Source organism: Puniceibacterium sediminis (assembly GCF_900188035.1).
Classification (GTDB): Bacteria; Pseudomonadota; Alphaproteobacteria; order Rhodobacterales; family Rhodobacteraceae; genus Puniceibacterium; species Puniceibacterium sediminis.
In genome coordinates, this window is record NZ_FZNN01000013.1 from 86,541 (window position 1) to 106,691 (window position 20,151).

18 protein-coding genes are annotated in these 20,151 nt (G+C 61.0%); 12 read left to right on the forward strand and 6 right to left on the reverse strand.

Annotation, left to right across the window (positions count from 1 at the left end):
- Window positions 1–44: 44 nt before the first annotated feature.
- Entirely contained in the window at window positions 45–1,220 is a 1,176-nt protein-coding gene (locus CHB75_RS14360) for an aspartate aminotransferase family protein (protein WP_089271649.1), read from the reverse strand.
- Window positions 1,221–1,574: 354 nt separating this feature from the next.
- Here CHB75_RS14360 and CHB75_RS14365 point away from each other — a divergent pair, with 354 nt between their 5' ends.
- Window positions 1,575–2,087, forward strand: coding sequence for a hypothetical protein (locus CHB75_RS14365; protein ID WP_141135117.1), 513 nt, complete (start codon window positions 1,575–1,577; stop codon window positions 2,085–2,087).
- A 63-nt stretch (window positions 2,088–2,150) separates the two neighbouring features.
- Here the strand turns inward: CHB75_RS14365 and truA are convergent, their stop codons facing one another.
- Complete coding sequence (gene truA / locus CHB75_RS14370) at window positions 2,151–2,918, reverse strand: tRNA pseudouridine(38-40) synthase TruA (RefSeq protein WP_089271653.1); 768 nt, start codon at window positions 2,916–2,918, stop codon at window positions 2,151–2,153.
- A gap of 315 nt (window positions 2,919–3,233) precedes the next feature.
- Between truA and CHB75_RS14375 the strand changes: the two genes are divergently transcribed.
- The 5 genes from CHB75_RS14375 (at window position 3,234) to CHB75_RS14395 (ending at window position 9,993) form a co-directional block, all read left to right on the forward strand.
- Entirely contained in the window at window positions 3,234–4,649 is a 1,416-nt protein-coding gene (locus tag CHB75_RS14375; protein ID WP_089271655.1) for a YcjX family GTP-binding protein, read from the forward strand.
- The gene (locus tag CHB75_RS14380; protein ID WP_089271657.1) at window positions 4,646–5,134 is read left to right on the forward strand and encodes a GNAT family N-acetyltransferase; all 489 of its coding nucleotides are present in this window, start codon (window positions 4,646–4,648) and stop codon (window positions 5,132–5,134) included. Before CHB75_RS14375 ends, CHB75_RS14380 begins: the two co-directional genes overlap by 4 nt.
- Window positions 5,131–6,141 carry a YcjF family protein gene (locus tag CHB75_RS14385; protein ID WP_089271659.1) on the forward strand — a complete coding sequence of 337 codons (1,011 nt, stop codon included), beginning with the start codon at window positions 5,131–5,133 and terminating at the stop codon, window positions 6,139–6,141. The genes CHB75_RS14380 and CHB75_RS14385 overlap by 4 nt, the downstream gene beginning before the upstream one ends.
- Window positions 6,142–6,392: 251 nt before the next feature.
- On the forward strand, window positions 6,393–9,404 hold the full coding sequence (gene ileS / locus CHB75_RS14390; RefSeq protein ID WP_089271661.1) for an isoleucine--tRNA ligase: 3,012 nt from the start codon (window positions 6,393–6,395) through the stop codon (window positions 9,402–9,404).
- A 136-nt stretch (window positions 9,405–9,540) separates the two neighbouring features.
- On the forward strand, window positions 9,541–9,993 hold the full coding sequence (locus tag CHB75_RS14395; protein WP_089271769.1) for a methylated-DNA--[protein]-cysteine S-methyltransferase: 453 nt from the start codon (window positions 9,541–9,543) through the stop codon (window positions 9,991–9,993).
- 135 nt (window positions 9,994–10,128) lie between these two features.
- Here the strand turns inward: CHB75_RS14395 and CHB75_RS14400 are convergent, their stop codons facing one another.
- The gene (locus tag CHB75_RS14400; RefSeq protein ID WP_089271771.1) at window positions 10,129–10,962 is read right to left on the reverse strand and encodes a prephenate dehydratase; all 834 of its coding nucleotides are present in this window, start codon (window positions 10,960–10,962) and stop codon (window positions 10,129–10,131) included.
- Between the two features lie 126 nt (window positions 10,963–11,088).
- Here CHB75_RS14400 and CHB75_RS14405 point away from each other — a divergent pair, with 126 nt between their 5' ends.
- The 5 genes from CHB75_RS14405 to CHB75_RS14425 all read left to right on the forward strand — a co-directional run bounded on the left by CHB75_RS14405 (window position 11,089) and on the right by CHB75_RS14425 (window position 17,553).
- Window positions 11,089–11,607, forward strand: coding sequence for a c-type cytochrome (locus CHB75_RS14405; RefSeq protein WP_089271663.1), 519 nt, complete (start codon window positions 11,089–11,091; stop codon window positions 11,605–11,607).
- Between the two features lie 184 nt (window positions 11,608–11,791).
- The gene (locus CHB75_RS14410) at window positions 11,792–13,687 is read left to right on the forward strand and encodes an extracellular solute-binding protein (RefSeq protein WP_245840988.1); all 1,896 of its coding nucleotides are present in this window, start codon (window positions 11,792–11,794) and stop codon (window positions 13,685–13,687) included.
- A 21-nt stretch (window positions 13,688–13,708) separates the two neighbouring features.
- Window positions 13,709–14,791: a microcin C ABC transporter permease YejB gene (locus CHB75_RS14415; RefSeq protein ID WP_089271665.1), complete on the forward strand. Its 1,083-nt coding sequence runs from the start codon at window positions 13,709–13,711 to the stop codon at window positions 14,789–14,791.
- 24 nt (window positions 14,792–14,815) lie between these two features.
- Window positions 14,816–15,964 carry an ABC transporter permease gene (locus CHB75_RS14420; protein ID WP_089271775.1) on the forward strand — a complete coding sequence of 383 codons (1,149 nt, stop codon included), beginning with the start codon at window positions 14,816–14,818 and terminating at the stop codon, window positions 15,962–15,964.
- Window positions 15,961–17,553, forward strand: coding sequence for an ABC transporter ATP-binding protein (locus CHB75_RS14425; RefSeq protein WP_089271666.1), 1,593 nt, complete (start codon window positions 15,961–15,963; stop codon window positions 17,551–17,553). The genes CHB75_RS14420 and CHB75_RS14425 overlap by 4 nt, the downstream gene beginning before the upstream one ends.
- A 68-nt stretch (window positions 17,554–17,621) precedes the next feature.
- Here the strand turns inward: CHB75_RS14425 and CHB75_RS14430 are convergent, their stop codons facing one another.
- Window positions 17,622–18,458, reverse strand: coding sequence for a universal stress protein (locus tag CHB75_RS14430; protein ID WP_089271668.1), 837 nt, complete (start codon window positions 18,456–18,458; stop codon window positions 17,622–17,624).
- Between the two features lie 120 nt (window positions 18,459–18,578).
- Window positions 18,579–18,725, reverse strand: coding sequence for a hypothetical protein (locus tag CHB75_RS21710; RefSeq protein ID WP_176439148.1), 147 nt, complete (start codon window positions 18,723–18,725; stop codon window positions 18,579–18,581).
- A 235-nt stretch (window positions 18,726–18,960) separates the two neighbouring features.
- Between CHB75_RS21710 and CHB75_RS14435 the strand changes: the two genes are divergently transcribed.
- The gene (locus CHB75_RS14435; RefSeq protein WP_089271670.1) at window positions 18,961–19,836 is read left to right on the forward strand and encodes a LysR family transcriptional regulator; all 876 of its coding nucleotides are present in this window, start codon (window positions 18,961–18,963) and stop codon (window positions 19,834–19,836) included.
- 50 nt (window positions 19,837–19,886) lie between these two features.
- On the opposite strand, the gene CHB75_RS14440 is transcribed toward CHB75_RS14435, so the two are convergent.
- Window positions 19,887–20,144, reverse strand: a complete 258-nt coding sequence (locus CHB75_RS14440; RefSeq protein ID WP_089271672.1) for a PepSY domain-containing protein — start codon at window positions 20,142–20,144, stop codon at window positions 19,887–19,889.
- Between the last annotated feature and the right edge of the window lie 7 nt (window positions 20,145–20,151).

Sequence of the window (20,151 nt, forward strand, 5' to 3'; positions counted from 1 at the left end):
CCGCACCCGTTGAAATTTCTGACCCGGAGACGTTCGAATTTCTCTCAGGCCGCTTCAATCGCGGTCGCGGCGGCATCAAGGCGTTGAACCGCCTCGGCAATGTCGTCGTCGGTGATGTTTAGGGCGGGCAGCAGCCGGATCACGTTATCCGCAGCCGGAACGGTGATGACCTGCGCATCATAGCCTGCCTTGACCACATCCGCGTTCACGGCAACGCATTTGAGGCCAAGCATCAGTCCCTGCCCCCGCACCCCCTCGAACACATCGGGGTGCGCGGCCACAAGCCCTTCAAGCTTTTGACGCAGCATGCCGGCCTTGCGGTTGACCTCGGCAAGGAAGGCCGGGTCGGCCACATGGTTCATCACCGCAATGCCCACGGCGCAGCCCAGCGGATTGCCACCATAGGTCGATCCGTGGGTGCCTGCGGTCATGCCGCTGGCGGCGTCCTCGGTCGCGAGCACCGCGCCAAGGGGAAAGCCGCCGCCGATGCCCTTGGCGACCATCATGATATCAGGCGTGACCCCGGCCCATTCGTGCGCAAAGAGCCGTCCGGTCCGGCCCATGCCGCACTGCACTTCGTCAAGGATCAGCAAGGTTCCGGTTTCTTCGGCCAAGGCCTTGAGATCCTTTAGCCACTGGTCCGAGAGGGGGCGAATGCCGCCCTCGCCCTGCACGGGTTCAATCAGGATGGCGGCGGTGTTTTCAGTGATTGCCGCCTTTAGTGCGTCGAAATCGTCCCAAGGCAGATGGACAAAGCCGGGCAGCAGCGGGCCAAAGCCCTTGGTCATCTTTTCCGATCCTGCAGCGGCGATGCCGGCGGAAGAACGGCCGTGAAAGGAACCTGCAAAAGTGATGATATCGGTCCGGTCAGGTTGACCCTTGTCGTACCAGTATTTGCGGGCCATCTTGACCGCCAGCTCACAGGCCTCGGTCCCGGAATTGGTAAAGAACACGGTATCGGCAAAGGTGTGTTCTACCAGCAGATCGGCCAGTTTTTGCTGCTGCGGAATCTGGTAGAGGTTGGACACATGCCAAACCGCATTTGCCTGTTCGGTCAGGGCGGCCACCAGATCAGGGTGGGCATGGCCCAGCGCGTTCACCGCGATACCAGCACCAAGGTCCAGAAATCGGCGCCCGTCCGCCTCGATCAGCCAGCTGCCCTCGCCTTTGACAAAGCTGAGCGGCGCACGGTTATAGGTCGGCAAGACGGTGGAAATCATGGGTCTACCCTTTGTAAGAAGCCCGATTGGTGCCAAGAGCACGGGGGCAAGTCAAGTTGTCAGGGGGATATCAACAGGCAAGCACCCGGTTTCCCGGGCACGGTCAGAGACTCAGACGAGTCGTCGGATATGAGATGCGCTGTTCATGGGACTGTTCTTTACAGCGCTGGCGCCGGAATACAAGCACATGTGGGTGTCTTGGTTTGGCGCGTTGGGCAGGGAGTGATCGAAGGGCGAGATGCTCCGCGCGCAACTTTTGACCGACGCGACGTCTGGTCACATCAGGGCGATGAAACTCTTGGGCAGGATAGGGCGTTGTATCTGTGATGAAGCAAAACACAGATCCGTTTCACAATGCCACTGACGCGGCGGCGACAGACCCCAAACAACACCTATCGAGGGATGGCTGGAATGAACAATAAGTTGGATCTTCAGACACTCGCGACACGGGCTGCCCAATCATCAGGCTTTTCTGCGGAACAGGCGGAAGTTTTTGGCCGGGCGGCGCAGTGGCACGTGGCCGAAGAACGCGATTGCGACGCGCTGTTGATGGCGCTTGCCGACACTCGCGACAGTCCGATACTGCGCCTTCCCTTGATGCTAACGGATCTGATGGCAGCCTGTGCAGCCCTGAGCGGAACGGCAGAATTGACGCTGAACCCAAAGGATTCGCATTTGGCGCCAAGCTATGCGCGACTACTCCCGGTGCACTTGGCAGAATGCGAAGTGGTTCAAAGGGCCGAACAGCTTCGACTGCGGATCACCACTGATGCGACACAAAGCTCAGAGATGCAGATGACGCATGTTATTCCCCCCAGTGAATTAATCCAGCGTCTGAAACAGATTGCGCGGTCGGCGGGTTTGTAGCGACGCAAAGAGACATTCAGGTAATTCGGTCAGTACCGATTACTGACTTAAAGCAGGGCATTTTCAGACGAACGGATCGCTCGGATAGCCCACGGCCATCAGGGCCAGCCCCTGCGACGGAGCCACCGGACCACAGGCAGAACGGTCCTTTGCATCAAGCGCGTCACGAACCGCATCGGGCGTCCACCTGCCTGATCCGACACGTTCCAGCGTTCCGACAAAGCTGCGCACCTGATTGTGCAGGAACGACCGGGCACGGACGCGAAATTGGAATTCCGTTCCCGCATCCGTCTCGACCTTGGCTATATCGAGCGCATCCAATGACTTGACCGGCGTTTTGGCCTGGCACGCCACCGAACGGAACGTAGTGAAATCATGCAGTCCCAACAGATGTGCCGCCCCGTCGCGCATGGCGTCCAAGTCAAGAGCATGGTTCACCCGCCAGACCAACCCCGCCTCCATCGTCAAGGGCGCGCGCCGCGAGATTATGCGGTACAGGTAACGCCGCTCGACCGCCGAAAAGCGCGCATGCCAGTCGTCGGGCACAGGCGCTGCGGCGACAATGGCCACCGGTGCAGGCTTCAGATGAAAGTTCAGCGCTTCGGACAGACGGTAGGCATCCCAGTCCCTGCTCAGATCACAGTGACAGACCTGCCCACGCGCATGCACTCCGGCGTCCGTTCGGCCCGCGGCGGCAATGGTGTGCTCTCCCGGTTCCAGCCGTGAAAGGGCGGCCTCGATCGCGCCTTGAACCGACGGCTGTTCGGCCTGCCGCTGCCAACCAGAGAACGGGCCACCATGGTATTCGATTTTAAGAGCATATCTGGGCATGCCGCCTCCTATAACGGCGCATGGGCTCAGGCAATACTTCACGGTGCAGGGGCGCTGTATCCAGCTTTGCGGGTTTGCCCCTGACCGGAATTTTCTCAGCCCTGTGTCGTGGCGGTCTCCGCGTGCAGCGTGACACATGCAACGCAGACGCCTTGCGTCCCATGCCTACAAAGCTAGGCTGACCTGCTGATCGACCCTTAACAAATCCGCCTCTTACCTTGGCACAGAGCGCGGACAATCCCCGCACAGGCACTGGCACCCGGGCCTGCCCGTGTCTATCTTGATCCTTGGGTATCAAACCGGGGGAACTTCCACGTGGTCATAGGAACCATCGCCGACAAGCTGACGCGCAGCGTCGAGAATGTGGCCGACACCGTGTCCGGTGCCTTCTTCGATCCCGTCATCCGGCTGGGTGTGACCGGCCTTGCACGATCGGGCAAGACGGTGTTCCTGACCTCACTTATCGCCAATCTCATGGACCGTGGCCGGATGCCCGGCCTGCTCGCCGCTGCCGATGGCCGCATTCAGGCCGCCTATTTGCAACCACAGCCGGACGACACGATCCCGAGGTTCGAATACGAGGATCATCTTGGTGCCCTGACCGCCCGCACACCGCATTGGCCGGAAAGTACCCGCAATGTCAGTGAACTACGCCTGTCCCTCAAAGTCCGCCCTTCGGGACTGCTCGCGGGGATACAGGGGCCGCGCACGGTGCACCTCGATCTCATCGATTATCCTGGGGAATGGTTGCTTGACCTTGCTCTCATGGACAAATCCTATGCCGAGTGGTCGCAGGAAACACTGACCCGCCTTGCCTCCCGACCCAGCGCCACGTCGTTCCTGGCGCAGGCGCAAGCCGAAGACAGCACAGCAGATCTGGAAGAGACCCGTGCCCGCAGCCTTGCCCAATCTTTCACCGCCTATCTCGAAGCCGCCCGCAAGGACGGGTATTCCGACCTGACCCCAGGGCGTTTCCTGTTACCGGGCGAAATGTCGGGGTCGCCTGTTCTGACCTTCGCACCCCTGCCCCCACAGGATAAGGCCCCCCGCAAATCGCTTTGGCGCGAGATGGACCGCCGGTTCGAGGCTTACAAGGCGCAGGTCGTGCAGCCGTTCTTTCGCAATCATTTTGCCAAGCTCGACCGCCAGATCGTTCTAGTCGACGCCTTGGGTGCGATCCACAAGGGCCCCGCAGCAATCGAGGATCTGCGCCGGACCATGGCCGATCTGCTTTCGGCGTTCCGCCCCGGACGCAATGCGTTCCTGAGCCAACTGCTGCGGGGCAAACGGGTGGAGAAGATCCTGTTCGCCGCGACCAAGGCCGACCATCTGCACCATACCCAGCACCGCCGCCTTACCGCGATCATGGAGGCGCTTACCCGCGATGCTCGCGACCGCGCCCGCTTTGCCGGAGCGGAGACGCAGGCCATGTCGGTCGCCTCTCTGCGCGCCACGGTCGAAGAGACGATCCAGCACGACGGCCAGACGCTCGACTGCGTGCGGGGACGGCTGCTCGATACCGGCAAAGAAGCCGCCTTTTACCCCGGTGAACTGCCCGAAGACCCTGCGCATCTGCTTGGCCCTGCGCGGACGGGGGCCGGAAAGTGGCTGGATCAGGATTATCAGATCATGTCTTTCGCCCCCGCACCCCTGTCGCTGAGCCCCGGCGAAGGACCGCCGCACATCAGGCTTGACCGCGCTGCGCAGTTCCTGATCGGAGACAAGCTGTGAATTTTTTGCTGCGCCCTGCAAGATCCACGGATGCGGGCAGTCTTGCCGCCATGATGACTGCTGCGGTTGCGGAAAACCCATGGAAACCGCGCCTGCATACCGGGGCCGAGGATATCGCGTTTGTCGGCCACATGATCGACCGGGGCTGGGTCACTGTTGCCGAGGACCTTGAGGAGCAGCGACCCCTCGGGTTCCTTGCCCAAGATGGCGCTGAGGTGAATGCCCTGTTTGTCGCCCTTTCGGCGCGCAACAAGGGCGTGGGCCGCGCCCTGCTGGATAACGCCAAGACGACCTCTGACACCCTGACCCTCTGGACGTTCGAAGCCAACACCGGCGCACAGCGTTTTTACCGTCGCGAAGGTTTCACCGAGGTTCGCCGCACCGACGGGCGCGACAATGACGAAGGCCTGCCGGACGTCCTTTTTCGTTGGCAAAAACCCACCATGAAATCGGCCCCCGACCCCGCAGAAAAGGCACAGCCATGAGCACCCCCAAAGGCCCGGTCCTGATCAACCTCGACGATAGCGAAACACCACGTCCGGGTCCGGCCGAGGCACCGCCCGTTCCGGACCTCGACATGCCCACTCCGTCGGGTCAGGCGATGGCGGCGGCTGCCGCACTTGCGGCCCGGCCCGGATCTAGGCTTGCCCGCTGGTTCTGGGCACTGCTGGGCGGCATCATTGGCACGGTGGTATCTATCGCCGCCTGGGGGTTTGTGACGAACCTCATCGCGCAGGTGCCGCTGCTTGGCTATGCGGTGGCGGTGCTGTTTGCGCTGTTCATCGCCGTCATTCTGATGATTGCCATCAAGGAGCTTTCGGTCTTTTCCCGCCTCAAACGCATCGACCACCTGCACCGAGCTGCCGCTGCGGCGCTGGCAGCCGAGGATCTGAGTGCAGCACGCAAGGTGATCGAGGATCTCACCGCGCTCTACAAGGGGCGGGAGGACACCAAATGGGGCCGCGATCGGCTGGCCGAACGGCAGGTCGACATGTTCGACGCCTCTGCCCTGTTCCATCTGGCGGAACAGGAGTTGCTGACCCCTCTGGATCTGGCCGCACGGCGTGAGGTCGAAGCGGCGGCACGTCAGGTCGCCACCGTAACCGCACTCGTCCCGCTAGCCTTTGCCGACGTTGCCGCGGCGCTGAGCCAGAACCTGCGGATGATCCGTCGCATTGCAGAAATCTACGGCGGGCGATCCGGCACTCTGGGCAGCTGGCGGCTGACCCGCGCCGTGATGTCCCATCTTGTGGCGACGGGGGCGGTGGCTGTCGGTGACGACATGCTGGAACCCATTCTGGGCGGCGGCATCCTTGCCAAGTTGTCGCGCCGCTTTGGCGAGGGTCTGGTGAACGGCGCACTCACCGCACGGGTCGGGGTTGCGGCGATGGAGGTATGCCGTCCCCTGCCCTTTGGCCGCAAGGCGCGCCCGTCAGTGCGCAGCATCATCCGCACGGCCCTATCCGGCCTATTCACCACCGACAAAAGATAGCGTGCCGTCGGCGTCAAACGCTGCCTTATTTTTGGAACTAGTCCGTTTTCCGGGAAGATGTGCCAGCGTTCCTTGCCTACTGGACGCGAACACGTCCCGGGCCTATAACGCCGCCCATGATGCACCTCTCCAAGATCATCATTCGAATTATTTGCCCGGCGCCGTAAACTTACGATGCGCCGGGATCAGGCGTCTGGACAGCCGCGCCGCCCCTCACCCGTAAATTCCGCAGTCTCTTGAGGACGCCCGAAATGTGTGCCGACACGCCTGAAACCACCGCCGAAACCGTTGACTACAAAACCACCCTGAACCTGCCCAAGACCGACTTTCCGATGCGCGCGGGCCTGCCCAAGCGCGAACCGGAATGGCTGGATCGCTGGGCGCGGATCGGAGTTTACGAAAAGCTTCGTGAAAAGGCCGAGGGGCGCAAGCCCTTCACCCTGCACGACGGCCCCCCCTATGCGAACGGCCATCTGCACATCGGCCACGCGCTGAACAAGATCCTCAAGGATATGGTGGTGCGCAGCCAGCAGATGATGGGCCGCGATGCGCGCTATATCCCCGGCTGGGACTGCCACGGCCTGCCGATCGAATGGAAGATCGAAGAACAGTACCGCAACAAGGGACTGAACAAGGACGACGTTCCGGTGGTGGATTTCCGTCAGGAATGCCGCAAATTCGCCGAAGGCTGGGTCGACATCCAAAGGGATGAGTTCAAGCGTCTGGGCATCACCGGCACCTGGGACAATCCGTACCTCACGATGGATTTCCGCGCCGAGCGTATCATCGCCGAGGAATTCCAGAAGTTCCTGATGACCGGCACACTCTATCAGGGCTCCAAACCGGTCATGTGGTCCCCCATCGAGGAAACCGCCCTGGCCGAGGCCGAGGTCGAGTATCACGACAAGGAAAGCTTTACGATCTGGGTGAAGTTCCGCGTGGCGAGCTTTGATCTGCCCGATGTCGAACTGTCCGACGAAGAAGCAACGGACGAAGATCGCGAGGCCGTGGCCGATGCGGTGGCACATACCTATGACGATATGGTCGGCGCCCATGTGGTGATCTGGACCACGACGCCCTGGACCATCCCGTCGAACAAGGCCGTCGTCTATGGCGCCGGGTTCGATTACGGCCTTTACGTGGTTGTGGATACGCCGGAACAAAGCTGGGTCAGCACGGGTGATCGTTATATCCTCGCCGACAAGCTGGCGGCACAGACCTTTGCGAAGGCTCGGCTTGAGGAAGGTCAGTGGCGGCGCGTTCGTACCGTGACGCAGGCTCAGCTGGCTGGCATGACCCTGACCCACCCTCTGCACGGTGCCGAGGGGGCGAACGGCGAATGGGACGATGCCCGTGACTTCCGCGCCGCCGATTTCGTCACCGACGAAGAAGGCACCGGGTTTGTGCACTGCGCGCCTTCCCACGGGATGGAAGAATACGAACTTTATCGCGACCTCGGCATGCTGGAACAGGTCATCACCTATAACGTAATGGACGATGGATCCTTCCGCGAAAGCCTGCCGTTCTTTGGTGGCAAGCGAATCCTCAAGCCGAACGGCAAGGAAGGCGACGCCAACGCCGCGGTCATCGATAAGCTGGTCGAAGTCGGCGGCCTGATGGCGCGCGGCAAGATCAAGCATTCCTACCCACACAGCTGGCGCTCGAAGGCGCCCGTTATCTACCGCAACACGCCGCAGTGGTTCGCCGCCATCGACCGCCCCGTCGGCGACGGGCAGGACACCTATGGCAAGACCATCCGCGAACGCGCGCTGACTTCGATCGACAAGCTGGTCACATGGACGCCGCAGACAGGGCGCAACCGGCTCTATTCCATGATCGAGGCGCGCCCCGACTGGGTGCTGTCGCGCCAGCGTGCCTGGGGTGTGCCGCTGACCTGTTTCACCAAAAAGGGCGCATTGCCGACCGACGCCGATTTCCTGCTGCGCGATCCGGCTGTCAATGCCCGCGTGCTCGAGTCGTTCGAAGTTGAAGGCGCGGACGCCTGGTACAAGCCCGGCGCGAAAGAACGGTATCTGGGCAACGATTACGATCCTAACGAATGGGAGCAGGTCTTCGACATCCTGGATGTCTGGTTCGATTCGGGCTCGACCCACGCCTTTGTGCTGCGTGACCGCCCGGACGGGTCCGAGGACGGGCTGGCCGACCTCTATCTTGAAGGCACTGACCAGCACCGCGGCTGGTTCCATTCTTCCATGCTGCAAAGCTGCGGCACGCAGGGCCGCGCGCCCTATCGCGGCGTGCTGACCCACGGCTTTACGCTGGACGAGAAGGGCAACAAGATGTCCAAATCGGTGGGCAACACCGTGGCCCCGGACAAGGTCGTGCAGCAGTACGGTGCCGATATCCTGCGTCTATGGGTGGCGCAGGCGGATTATACCGCCGATCTGCGCATCGGGCCGGAAATCCTCAAGGGGACTGCGGACGGTTACCGGCGGTTGCGCAACACCATGCGGTTCCTGCTGGGGGCGCTGTCGTCGTTCGAGGAATCCGACCGGGTCGAGGCGTCCGAGATGCCGGAACTGGAACGCTGGGTCCTGCACCGTCTGGCCGAGCTGGATGAAAAGGTGCGCACTGGCTACGCGGCCTATGATTTCCAGGGCGTGTTCCAGGCGCTGTTCAACTTTGCGACCGTGGAACTGTCGGCCTTCTATTTCGACGTGCGCAAGGATGTGCTTTACTGTGACGGCGACACAGCGCGCCGCCGCGCGGCACGTACCGTGATGGACATCCTGTTCCACCGTCTGACCACCTGGCTTGCGCCGGTTCTGGTCTTCACCATGGAAGAGGTCTGGCTGGAACGGTTCCCGGGCGATGATTCCTCGGTGCATCTGGTCGATATCCCCGAGACACCGGCCGAATGGCTGGACGAACCTCTGGGGGCCAAGTGGACCAAGGTCCGCCGCGCCCGCCGCGCTGTCACTGCCGCGCTGGAGGTGCAGCGGATCGAGAAGGTCATCGGGGCCTCGCTCGAGGCCGCTCCGGTGGTGCACGTGGAAGATCCTCAGACGCTTGACGCGCTTAAGTCGGTCACCTTCGAGGATGTCTGCATCACGTCGGACATCACGCTGACCGCCGATCCGAGCCCGACCGAAGCATTCCGTCTCCCCGACGTGCCCGGCTTTGGCGTGGTCTTCGAAAAGGCCGAAGGCGACAAATGCCAGCGCTGCTGGAAAATCCTGCCGGATGTCGGCACACACGCCCATCCCGGCACCTGCGCGCGCTGTGATGCGGCGCTAAGCTAGGGTAGAAGACAACCAGCTTCCGCATCGGGCGCAGCATGTGCCCGATGCCTGAGTTTGAGCTGCGACCTACAGGAAATTGGACGCCTGCGACATTGCCGGGCTGGACAGTTCTCGGGGATCTTGCGCATTCTTCGACATGCCGCGCTGGACCCTCCCCTCGCCCCTCGGGCCACTGACCGCCACCGAGACTGAAGGTGCCGTAACGTCCCTTGAATGGGGCAGCGGCGGCACGGACGAAACGCCGCTTCTGCGGGCTGCGGCCCGGCAGCTTGCCGACTACTTCGACGATCCCCAGACGCGCTTTGACCTGCCGCTCCACGCCTCGGGATCTGAATTCCAGCGCGCCGTCTGCGCCGCGATCGCCGCCATCCCGCCGGGCGAAACCCGCACCTATGGCGACATCGCCAAGGATCTGGGTGCGCCTGCGCAAGCCGTGGGGCAAGCCTGCGGCGGCAATCCCATCCCGATCATAATTCCCTGCCACCGGGTGCTGGGCGCAACCAGTCTGGGCGGATTTTCAGGCGTGGGCGGGGTCGAAACCAAAGTCTGGCTTCTCAGACATGAAAATGCCGCAGGTCTGCTAATCTGAGAGTGGCATCAGACGGCACCGAGGCTTTTGGCACTGCACCCGCCGCATTCAAGGAGCCTCGACCGGAGCATTTTTCGGCAGATGAAACCGAAGCGCCCTCCTGACTTTTTATCTTTAAAAATACGCCCGCAGACCTCAGTCCCGGCGGGGATCTCTTGGATAAGTGCCGAGGATTTCCAGCATGTCAGTGAAATAATCCAGCTCTTCGAAGGCACGCTGCACCGCAGGATCCTCGGGGTGACCTTCGATGTCGGCATAGAACTGCGTTGCGGTGAAGGATCCGCCGGCCATGTAGGATTCGAGTTTGGTCATGTTGACGCCGTTGGTGGCAAAACCGCCCATCGCCTTGTAAAGCGCCGCCGGGATGTTGCGGACCTGAAACATGAAGCTGGTGATCATTCCGTGCTCACCGCGCCGCGACATGTCCGCCTCACGCGACATAATCAGGAAACGGGTCGTATTATTGCCCTGATCCTCGATATGACGCGCCAGCACGTCGAGGCCATAGATCTCGCCTGCGAGTTCGGAGGCCAGCGCCGCCACCGAAGGGTCTCCCATCGCCGCCACATCCTTGGCCGAGCCGGCCGTATCCGCGCCGGTAATACGGTCGATGCCGTGTTCGCTCAGGAACCGGCGGCATTGGCCCAGTAGCACGGTGTGGCTCATCGCCTGTTTGATCTGGTCCAAGGGCGTGCCGGGCAGCGCGAGAAGGTTGATATGCACACGCACAAAGGCTTCGTCGATGATGTGCAGGCCCGACTGGGGCAGCAGAGAATGAATATCCGCCACCCGGCCATAGGTCGAATTCTCGACCGGCAGCATGGCAAGATCGGCCTCGCCCGAGCGCACGGCCTCTATCGCGTCCTCGAAGGTGCGGCAGGCCAGCGCCTCCATATCGGCGCGCGCCTCGCGGCAGGCTTGATGGGAATAGGCGCCAAGTTCACCCTGAAAGGCTATCCGACCGTTCATCATTGCCTCACTATTTTCAATTCTAAGCCCTTGGGCGTTTGGTCGCGGCTTCTACACCTTGCCAGCAATGAGGGGAAGCCGTAGATATCGGCCCTAACAGACAGACATTAGACGGACACGCGATCAATGCTTGATACAATGACCTTTACTAAAGTGCTTGGCGGCTTCTGTGGCGCGCTTCTGATCTTTCTTCTGGGCAACTGGGCCGCAGAAAGCCTGTATCACGTCGGCGGTGGCCATGGCGAAGATGCGCAGGCCTATGTGATCGAGGTCGCAGATGCGGGCGCCTCCGGGGGCGAAGCCGAAACGGTTGATTTTGCAACGCTGATGGCTTCGGCCGATGCCGCAAAGGGCGAAAAAGTGTTCGGCAAGTGCCGCGCCTGCCACAAGCTGGAAAATGGCGAAAACGCCACAGGCCCCTACCTTTACGGCGTCGTAGGCCGCGCTATTGACTCGGCAGACGGTTACGGCGGCTACTCGGGTGCTCTTCTTCAGGTCGGCGACACCTGGACGCCAGAAAATCTATCGCATTTCCTTGAAAACCCGCGTGCAGCGGCCCCCGGCACGGCGATGAGCTTTGCCGGCCTGCCCAAGGCCGAGGATCGTGTGAACCTTATCGCATATCTGGACGCCAGCGACGACTGATCGCTTCCTCTGAAATCGACTGAAAGGCCGCAGCCCACGGGTTTGCGGCTTTTTTTACGTCCGGATCATGCGCCGGGCACGCGGATTTAGATCGGATTACACAAACGTAACTTGAAGTTAACCAAGTGCACCCCTTAGCTTAGCTTATCCGGAATTACCTCATATCCGAGCTGAAGGGATGCCAATGACGACGACACAAGCCCGGGCCATGACGCACAAGGCCCCCGCGATCCGCCGCCTCACCCTTACTGCGCTGATGGCGCTTGGCCTTGCCTTTGGTGCGCACAGTCTGCGCGCACAAGAGACCGTGATCAAAGCACACGGCGTATCGACTTTTGGCGATCTTAAGTACCCAGAAGGATTCAAACACTGGGATTACGTCAATCCGGACGCGCCCAAGGGCGGCGAATTTTCGACCTGGGCATTTGGCACTTTCGACAGCCTGACGCCCTATATCCTCAAGGGAAATGCCGCGTCGCTGTCCAGCGTGTTCTACGACAGTCTGCTGACTGGCAATCTGGACGAACCGGATTCGATGTATGGATTGATCGCGGAATCGCTCGAATACCCGGAAAACCGCGAATGGGTGATCTTCCACATGCGCCCAGAGGCCATGTTCCGCGATGGCACGCCGGTGACCGCACAGGACGTGGTATTTTCTTATAACGTTCTGGTCGACAAGGGCCGCCCCAGCTTCAAGGTCAGCCTCAAGGATTTCAAATCGATCGAGGCGCTGGATGATCACACCGTCAAGTTCACCTTCAACCCCGATGGCCCCCTGCGCGAACTGCTAATGACGGCCGGCGGTTTGCCGATCTTTTCCGAGGCTTACTACGCCGATGTCGATTTCACCGAATCGAGCCTGGAGCCCCCGATGGGATCGGGCCAGTACGAACTCCTTAGCGTCGATCCGGGCCGGTCGGTCGCTTACAAGCGTCGCGAAGATTACTGGGGCAAGGATCTGCCGGTGAACATCGGGCAGAACAATTTCGACGTGATCAAGATCGAATATTTTGCCGACTACACCACCGCATTCGAGGCATTCAAAGCCGGTGCCTATAACTTCCGCGAGGAATACCAGTCCAAGATCTGGGCGACGGGCTATGACTTTCCCGCTGTCGACAAAGGCTGGGTCAAGATCGAAGAGCTTGACGATGGCCGACCGGCCGGCACCCAAGGGTTCTGGTTCAACCTGCGACGCGAGAAATTTCAGGACCAGCGCGTGCGCGAGGCGATCGGGCTGGCATTCAATTTCGAATGGTCCAATGAATCGCTGTTCTACGGTGCGTATGAGCGCACAGACAGTTTCTGGGAAAACTCAGATACATTGCAGGCGACTGGCATGCCTTCTGAGGCAGAACTGGCCCTACTCGAACCCCTGCGCGGCGATATCCCTGAAACGGTGTTCACCGAAGAGGCCTATGTCCCTGACACTTCCAGCCCAGATGACCTTGCTGACCGTCGTTCCCTGCGCAAGGCCGGAAAGCTGCTGGAAGAGGCGGGCTGGATCGTCCGCAATGACGGCATCCGCTACAAGGACGGGCAGAAGCTGACCGTGTCGGTGCTGAACGACAGCCCCAGCTTTGACCGGATCATCAACCCCATGATCGAGAACCTGAAACGCCTTGGTATCGAGGCCGACGCCACCCGTGTGGATGCCGCAGAAAGTCAGGAACGGGAAAAGACCTTTGACTACGACATCGTGACTCAGCGGTTTGCCATGTCATCGACCCCCGGCGACGAGCTGCGGCAGATCTTTGGCTCGGACAATGCCGAGGTGCCCGGATCGGCTAATATCGCGGGGCTTGCCAATCCGGCGGTAGATGCGCTGGTCGACAAGGTTGCCAACGCCACCAGCCGCGAGGATCTGGATACCGCCGTGCACGCGCTGGACCGGGTGCTGCGGGCGATGCATGTCTGGATTCCGCAGTGGTACAAGGGGTCGCACACCATCGCTTATTTTGACCAGTATGACCGCCCCTATGCCGACACTCCGCCGCCGTTTGGCATGGGCGAGGCGTCGATCTGGTGGTACAACGCCGAAAAAGCGCAGGCGCTACGGGACGCAGGCGCACTCTAGGCAGGCAGGACCGGTACCGACATGGGCGCATATATCCTCAGACGGCTTTTGCTGATCATTCCCACATTGCTTGGGATCATGATCATAAACTTTGCCCTTATCCAGTTTGTCCCCGGCGGCCCCATCGAACAGATTCTTGCCCAGATACAGGGCGAAGGTGACGTGTTTGCCGGCATCGCGGGTGGCGGAGGCGAGGTTGCCTCCGGTGGTGGCGCGTCAGAGGATTACGTCGGCGGGCGCGGATTGCCCCCTGAATTCATCGCTGATCTGGAACGCGAATTCGGGTTCGACAAGCCGCCGCTGGAACGGTTCCTGAACATGATCTGGAACTACCTGCACTTTGATTTCGGCGACAGCTACTTCCGTTCAATCAGCGTGATCGATCTGGTTCTGGAAAAGATGCCGGTGTCGATCTCGCTCGGGCTCTGGTCCACCGTCATCGCCTATATCGTTTCGATCCCTCTGGGCATCCGAAAGGCGGTCAAGGACGGATCGGCCTTTGATACCTGGACCAGCGGCGCAATCATCGTGGCCTACGCGATCCCGGGGTTTCTGTTTGCCATCCTCCTGCTCGTGCTGTTTGCAGGTGGCTCCTACTGGCAGATCTTTCCGCTGCGGGGGCTGACCTCGGACAACTGGGACAACCTCAGCTGGGGCGGCAAGATCTTGGACTATTTCTGGCACATCGCCCTGCCGGTGCTGGCCTCGACCATCTCGGCCTTTGCAACATTGACACTGCTGACCAAGAACTCGTTCCTGGACGAGATCAAGAAGCAGTATGTGATGACCGCCCGCGCCAAGGGCCTGACCGAAAGCCGCGTGCTTTACGGTCACATCTTCCGCAATGCCATGCTGATCGTGATCGCGGGCTTTCCGGCGGTGTTCATCGGCGTTTTCTTCTCCGGCTCCCTCATCATCGAAACGATATTTTCGCTGGACGGCCTCGGTCGGCTGGGATTTGAAGCAGCGGTCGCGCGCGATTATCCGGTGATCTTCGGCACCCTGTTCATCTTTGGCATCATCGGTCTGGTGGTCGGGATCCTGTCGGACCTCATGTACGTGCTGGTCGACCCGCGCATCGACTTTGAAAAAAGGGAGGGCTGAGCCTTGACCGCCCAACCCGACATGATGCCGGACAAATCCGTCGTACCACAGCCGCCCAAGGGCCGCTTTTCCCTGTCGCCTCTGAACCAGCGCCGCTGGCGGAATTTCAAAAAGAACCGCCGCGCGCTCTGGTCGCTGTGGATCTTTGCGGTGATCTTTGGCCTGTCGCTGTTTGCCGAATTCATCGCAAACGACAAACCGATCCTCGTGAACTATCGCGGCAGCTACTACACCCCGATCTTCAACTTTTACGCCGAGACGGATTTTGGCGGCGATTTCAAGACCGAAGCCGCCTATCGCGACCCCGAAGTGCGCTGCCTGATCCGCACCGGCGGTCTCGAGGCCTGTTTTGACACACCGGATGGGCTGATCGATCAGGTCGACAGCGGTCAGCAACTCGACGGCGATTTTCAGAAAGGCTGGATGATCTGGCCGATCATCCCCTATTCATTCCAGACCCCGGTCGACCGCCCTGGTGCCGCCCCCTTGCCGCCTAACGCGCAGAACTGGCTGGGCACCGATGATACCAAACGCGACGTGGTGGCACGGGTGATCTACGGGTTCCGCCTGTCGATCCTGTTCACGCTGATCGTCACCATCTGTGCCTCGGCCATCGGAATCGTCGCCGGGGCCTTGCAGGGGTTCTTTGGTGGTTGGCTCGACCTCATCTTTCAGCGCGTGATCGAAATCTGGTCGTCGACCCCGTCGCTTTACATCATCATCATCCTCTTCGCGATCCTCGGGCGCAGTTTCTGGCTGCTGGTATTCCTCACCGTCCTCTTCGGCTGGACGTCCCTTGTGGGCGTGGTGCGGGCCGAATTCTTGCGGGCGCGCAACCTTGAGTACGTCCGCGCAGCGCGCGCACTTGGCGTGTCCAACACCCGGATCATGTTCCGCCACATGCTGCCCAACGCCATGGTCGCCACCGTGACAATGCTGCCCTTCATCGTGACCGGCACGATCAGTACGCTTGCGGGGCTGGATTTTCTTGGCTTCGGCCTGCCCTCTTCGGCGCCTTCGCTGGGCGAACTGACACTGCAGGCCAAGCAGAACCTTCAGGCGCCATGGCTCGCCTTCACTGCCTTCACCGTCTTTGCGGTGATGCTGTCGCTGCTGGTCTTCATATTCGAAGGCGTACGCGACGCGTTTGACCCCAGAAAGACGTTTTCATGAGTGCCACACTTGAGGTCAAAAACCTCACCGTTTCGTTCCGACAGGACGGCGCCGAAACACAGGCCGTCAAAGGCGTGAGCTTTACCGTGGGCAAGGGTGAAACCGTGGCGCTGGTCGGGGAATCCGGGTCGGGAAAATCCGTAACCGCGCTCTCCACCGTGTCGCTGCTGGGGGATTCGGCGGCGGTGGGCGGGTCCGTGAAATACGACGGGCAAGAAATGATCGACGCTTCGGATGCACTGCTGCGCAAGGTGCGCGGCAACGACATCAGCTTTATTTTTCAGGAACCGATGACCTCGCTCAACCCGCTGCACACGCTTGAAAAGCAGCTGAGCGAAAGCCTCGCCCTGCATCAGGGCCTTACCGGCAGTGCCGCGCGCAAACGCATCATCGAGCTGTTGCATCAGGTCGGGATCCGCGATCCCGAAAGCCGCCTTGGCGCCTATCCGCACCAGCTTTCTGGCGGACAGCGCCAGCGCGTGATGATCGCAATGGCACTGGCCAACGGCCCGGAACTGCTGATCGCGGACGAGCCGACAACCGCTCTGGACGTGACCATTCAGGCGCAGATCCTCGAACTGCTGGCCGACCTCAAAAAAAGCCACGACATGAGCCTGCTGTTCATCACCCACGATCTCGGCATCGTGCGTCGCATCGCCGACCGGGTCTGCGTGATGAAGAACGGCGAGATCGTTGAATCCGGTCCCACCGCCGAGATCTTTGGCAATCCCCAACATCCCTATACCCAGATGTTGCTGAGCGCGGAATCCACCGGCACCCCCGATCCGGTCCCCGACGCGGCCGAAGAGATTGCCCGCACCGATCACCTGAAAGTCTGGTTCCCGATCCAGCAGGGTCTCATGAAAAAGACCGTGGGCCATGTGAAGGCGGTGAACGACGCCACGCTGTCCGTCCGGGCCGGAGAAACCATCGGAATCGTCGGTGAATCCGGGTCCGGAAAAACCACGCTCGCGCTGGCCATCATGCGCCTGATCCAGTCCGAAGGTGGCATCACCTACCGCGGCGAAGATGTGCGCAAGTGGTCCACCAAGGAATTGCGCCGCCTGCGGTCAGAGATCCAGATCGTGTTTCAGGATCCGTTCGGATCGCTCAGCCCGCGCATGACCTGCGAACAGATCATTGCCGAAGGGCTGGGCGTGCACGGCGCCCCCGATGGCCGCACCCACCGCGACCATGTGGCCGATGTAATGGCCGAAGTCGGGCTGGATCCAACGACGATGCACCGCTATCCGCACGAATTCTCGGGCGGGCAGCGGCAGCGCATCGCCATCGCCCGTGCCATGGTGCTGCGCCCCAGACTTGTGGTGCTGGACGAGCCGACATCGGCGCTGGACATGACCGTGCAGGTGCAAATCGTGAACCTGCTGCGGGATCTGCAGCGCAAATACAATCTCGCCTATCTGTTCATCTCTCACGATCTCAAGGTGATCCGGGCGATGTCGCACCAGGTCATGGTAATGAAACAGGGTGACGTGGTCGAACATGGGTCTGCGGCACAGATATTTGACGCGCCTAAATCCGAATACACCCGCGCACTGATTGCGGCGGCGCTCAACCCGGCAGGTTGAGCGCACGGAGCGCCCGCAAGGGCAAGAGCAGCGATGCCTGCGGCAAGTTTGGCCTAAGTAACGTTCGCCTAGTGCGCCATCAGCACCGGCACCTCTGCCTGCTCAAGCATGTTCCGCGTCGCACCGCCCAGGATCGCCTCGCGGAAACGCGAATGGCCATAGGCACCCATCACGATCATCTCGGCTCCGACCTCGCGTACATGCGCGACCAAAATGTCGGATACGCGCCTGCCGGACCTCGCCAGAACGTCGATCTCAACCTCAACCCCGTGCCGCGCCAGATAGCGCGCCAGCGATCCGCCCGGTGTTACGGCAGAAACGCCGCCCGGCGGGTCGACCAGTACGACATGCACCACCTTGGCAGCCGCCAGAACGGGAATCGCCGCCCGCACCGCGCGCAGGCATTCCGCGCTGCCGTTCCAGGCCAGCACCACCCGCTGCGGCGCAACCATGGGCGTTGTATCATCCGGCACCACCATGACCGGCGTCAGCCCCTCGAAAAGCGCGCCTTCGATCACCGGCACCAGTTCGACGCCGTGGTCCTTTCCATAAGGTTTGGGCAGCACAACCAGATCCGCGAACCGAGCCCGTCCGGCAACCGAGCGCGCCACATCCGGCAGCGACACTGTCCCTGTTTCAACGGCCCAGGCGATACTGGCGTCGTGCAACCAGCCGCGCGCGTGGGTGGCCAGCTGTTCGGACTGTTCTGTCGCCTGCGCCAGCGTTTCTTGCAGCATCAACGGATTGCTACCGTTTCCGAAATATCCGATCGGTGTGCGGTCCACCCCGATGCAGAGCACGTCTAGATGCGCGCCTTGCGCCTCGGCCAGCGCATATCCGTGCTCCAGTGTCAGATCGCCCAGTTTCTGTTCGGTCAGAACGGTCAGTATAGTCTTGTAGCTCATGGCTTGTCTCCTCCGGCCCGTGGCGCAAGCCTACACCGGCTGTAGAAAAAATCACCCATGAAGAAGAGTTGGCGCGCCCCGGTTTACCAGAGCGCGCTTAGTGCCGTCTTGTCACTCATATCACCGCGCGGCGCGGAAACGTGGCCGCTCGATGGGCCGCGCATCCTGCACCCAGCCTCTGCCGCCCCAGGGCCACCGCATCTTGCGACCGGGGCGCAAGTCGAGCCGCAGTGCTACTTCGGACTGATAGACGATAGGGTCAATCATCTCCCCCGCCCTCCAAACCGCTCACGCAGGTCGTCTGCACTCCAGCGGTGTCCGCCGCGCGACGTGCCTCGGGACTTGAAAGTCTCTTTTTGGTAAGTGGCCAGCAGGTAAGTATGTGCAAGTATTCCCAACATGACGCATCTCCTATCAAGCGTTTATCATGATCCCATATTGCTTCATGTGCGCATAAATGCGACTCAGGAAAACTAGAGATATGTAAGATGAGGTTTCAAATATGAATTGGACCGACCTACCATCCCTGTCCTCTTTGCGCGCCTTTTCTGCCTATGCGGAAACTGGATCGGTCACCCGTGCCGGGGCTTTGCTGAACGTCAGCCATGCAGCGATCAGCCAGCAGTTGCGCAGTCTTGAGACGCATCTTGGCCTCGCGCTGCTTGACCGCTCGGCACGCGCACTAAGCCTGACGACCGAAGGTCAGCAGTTGGCCGATGCGCTGGCCGAGGGGTTCGGGCGGATCGCGCAGGTAATTGACGCGCTGACTGGTGCCGATGCCGATCGGCCGCTGCACGTTGCCACGACCCCCAGTTTTGCGGCACACTGGCTGATGCCGCGCCTTGCGGGGTTTCGCGCAGTTCATCCCGGCATCGACATCATGATCAATCCCAGCCCGAAAATGACCAACCCCACCCCCGGCGGCGTGGACGTGGCCCTGCGTTTCGGCCTGGGTCACTGGCCGGGGCTGGATGCGGAACTTCTGACCTGTTCGCCAGTGGTGGTGGTTGCAGCCCCATCGCTGGTCGGAGATCTCGATCCGAAAGGACCCGAAGACCTGCTGGATTTCCCGTGGCTTCAGGAACTCGGCACCTCGGAAAGCTCGCTCTGGCTCGCCGGGCGAGAAGTCACCGGGCTGCGGACCAAGGGCGTGATCCATGTACCCGGAAACCTTGTTCTGGATGGCGCCCGCAGTGGTCAGGGCGTTGCAATCAGCACCCGGATTTCGGTTGAGGAAGATCTGCGGTCAGGCCGGTTACGCCTGTTGTTCGAAGAGTCTGATGAAAACGGCTATCACATCGTGACAGCGCCGGGCGTCATGCGCCCGCCTCTGCGCGATTTCGTGACCTGGCTGCGACGGCAAGTTAGACAGGGCTGACGTCCCGGGCTTGGGGTGCCCGGGGATCAGGCAGGGTGGCCGAAAGGAGTTTATTCCTTGCGCTTGTTGGTGACCTTCAGATTAGCATCCAGATCAATGTCATACTGGCCATCGGCACAAAACACATCGTCAAGTTCGTAGCCGGTGTCGTCGGTCTCGATATTGTCGGCATCCATCTGGCATTGCATTCCTGCGAGCATGGTCAGGATCTGGTCCTGCACCTCTGCTGACACCTTGCCGTCATGCGAAGCGGCAAAAGCGGCTGCGGGAACTGTGAACACCAGCGCGATCAGAGTTTTGCGTATCATTGGGGCT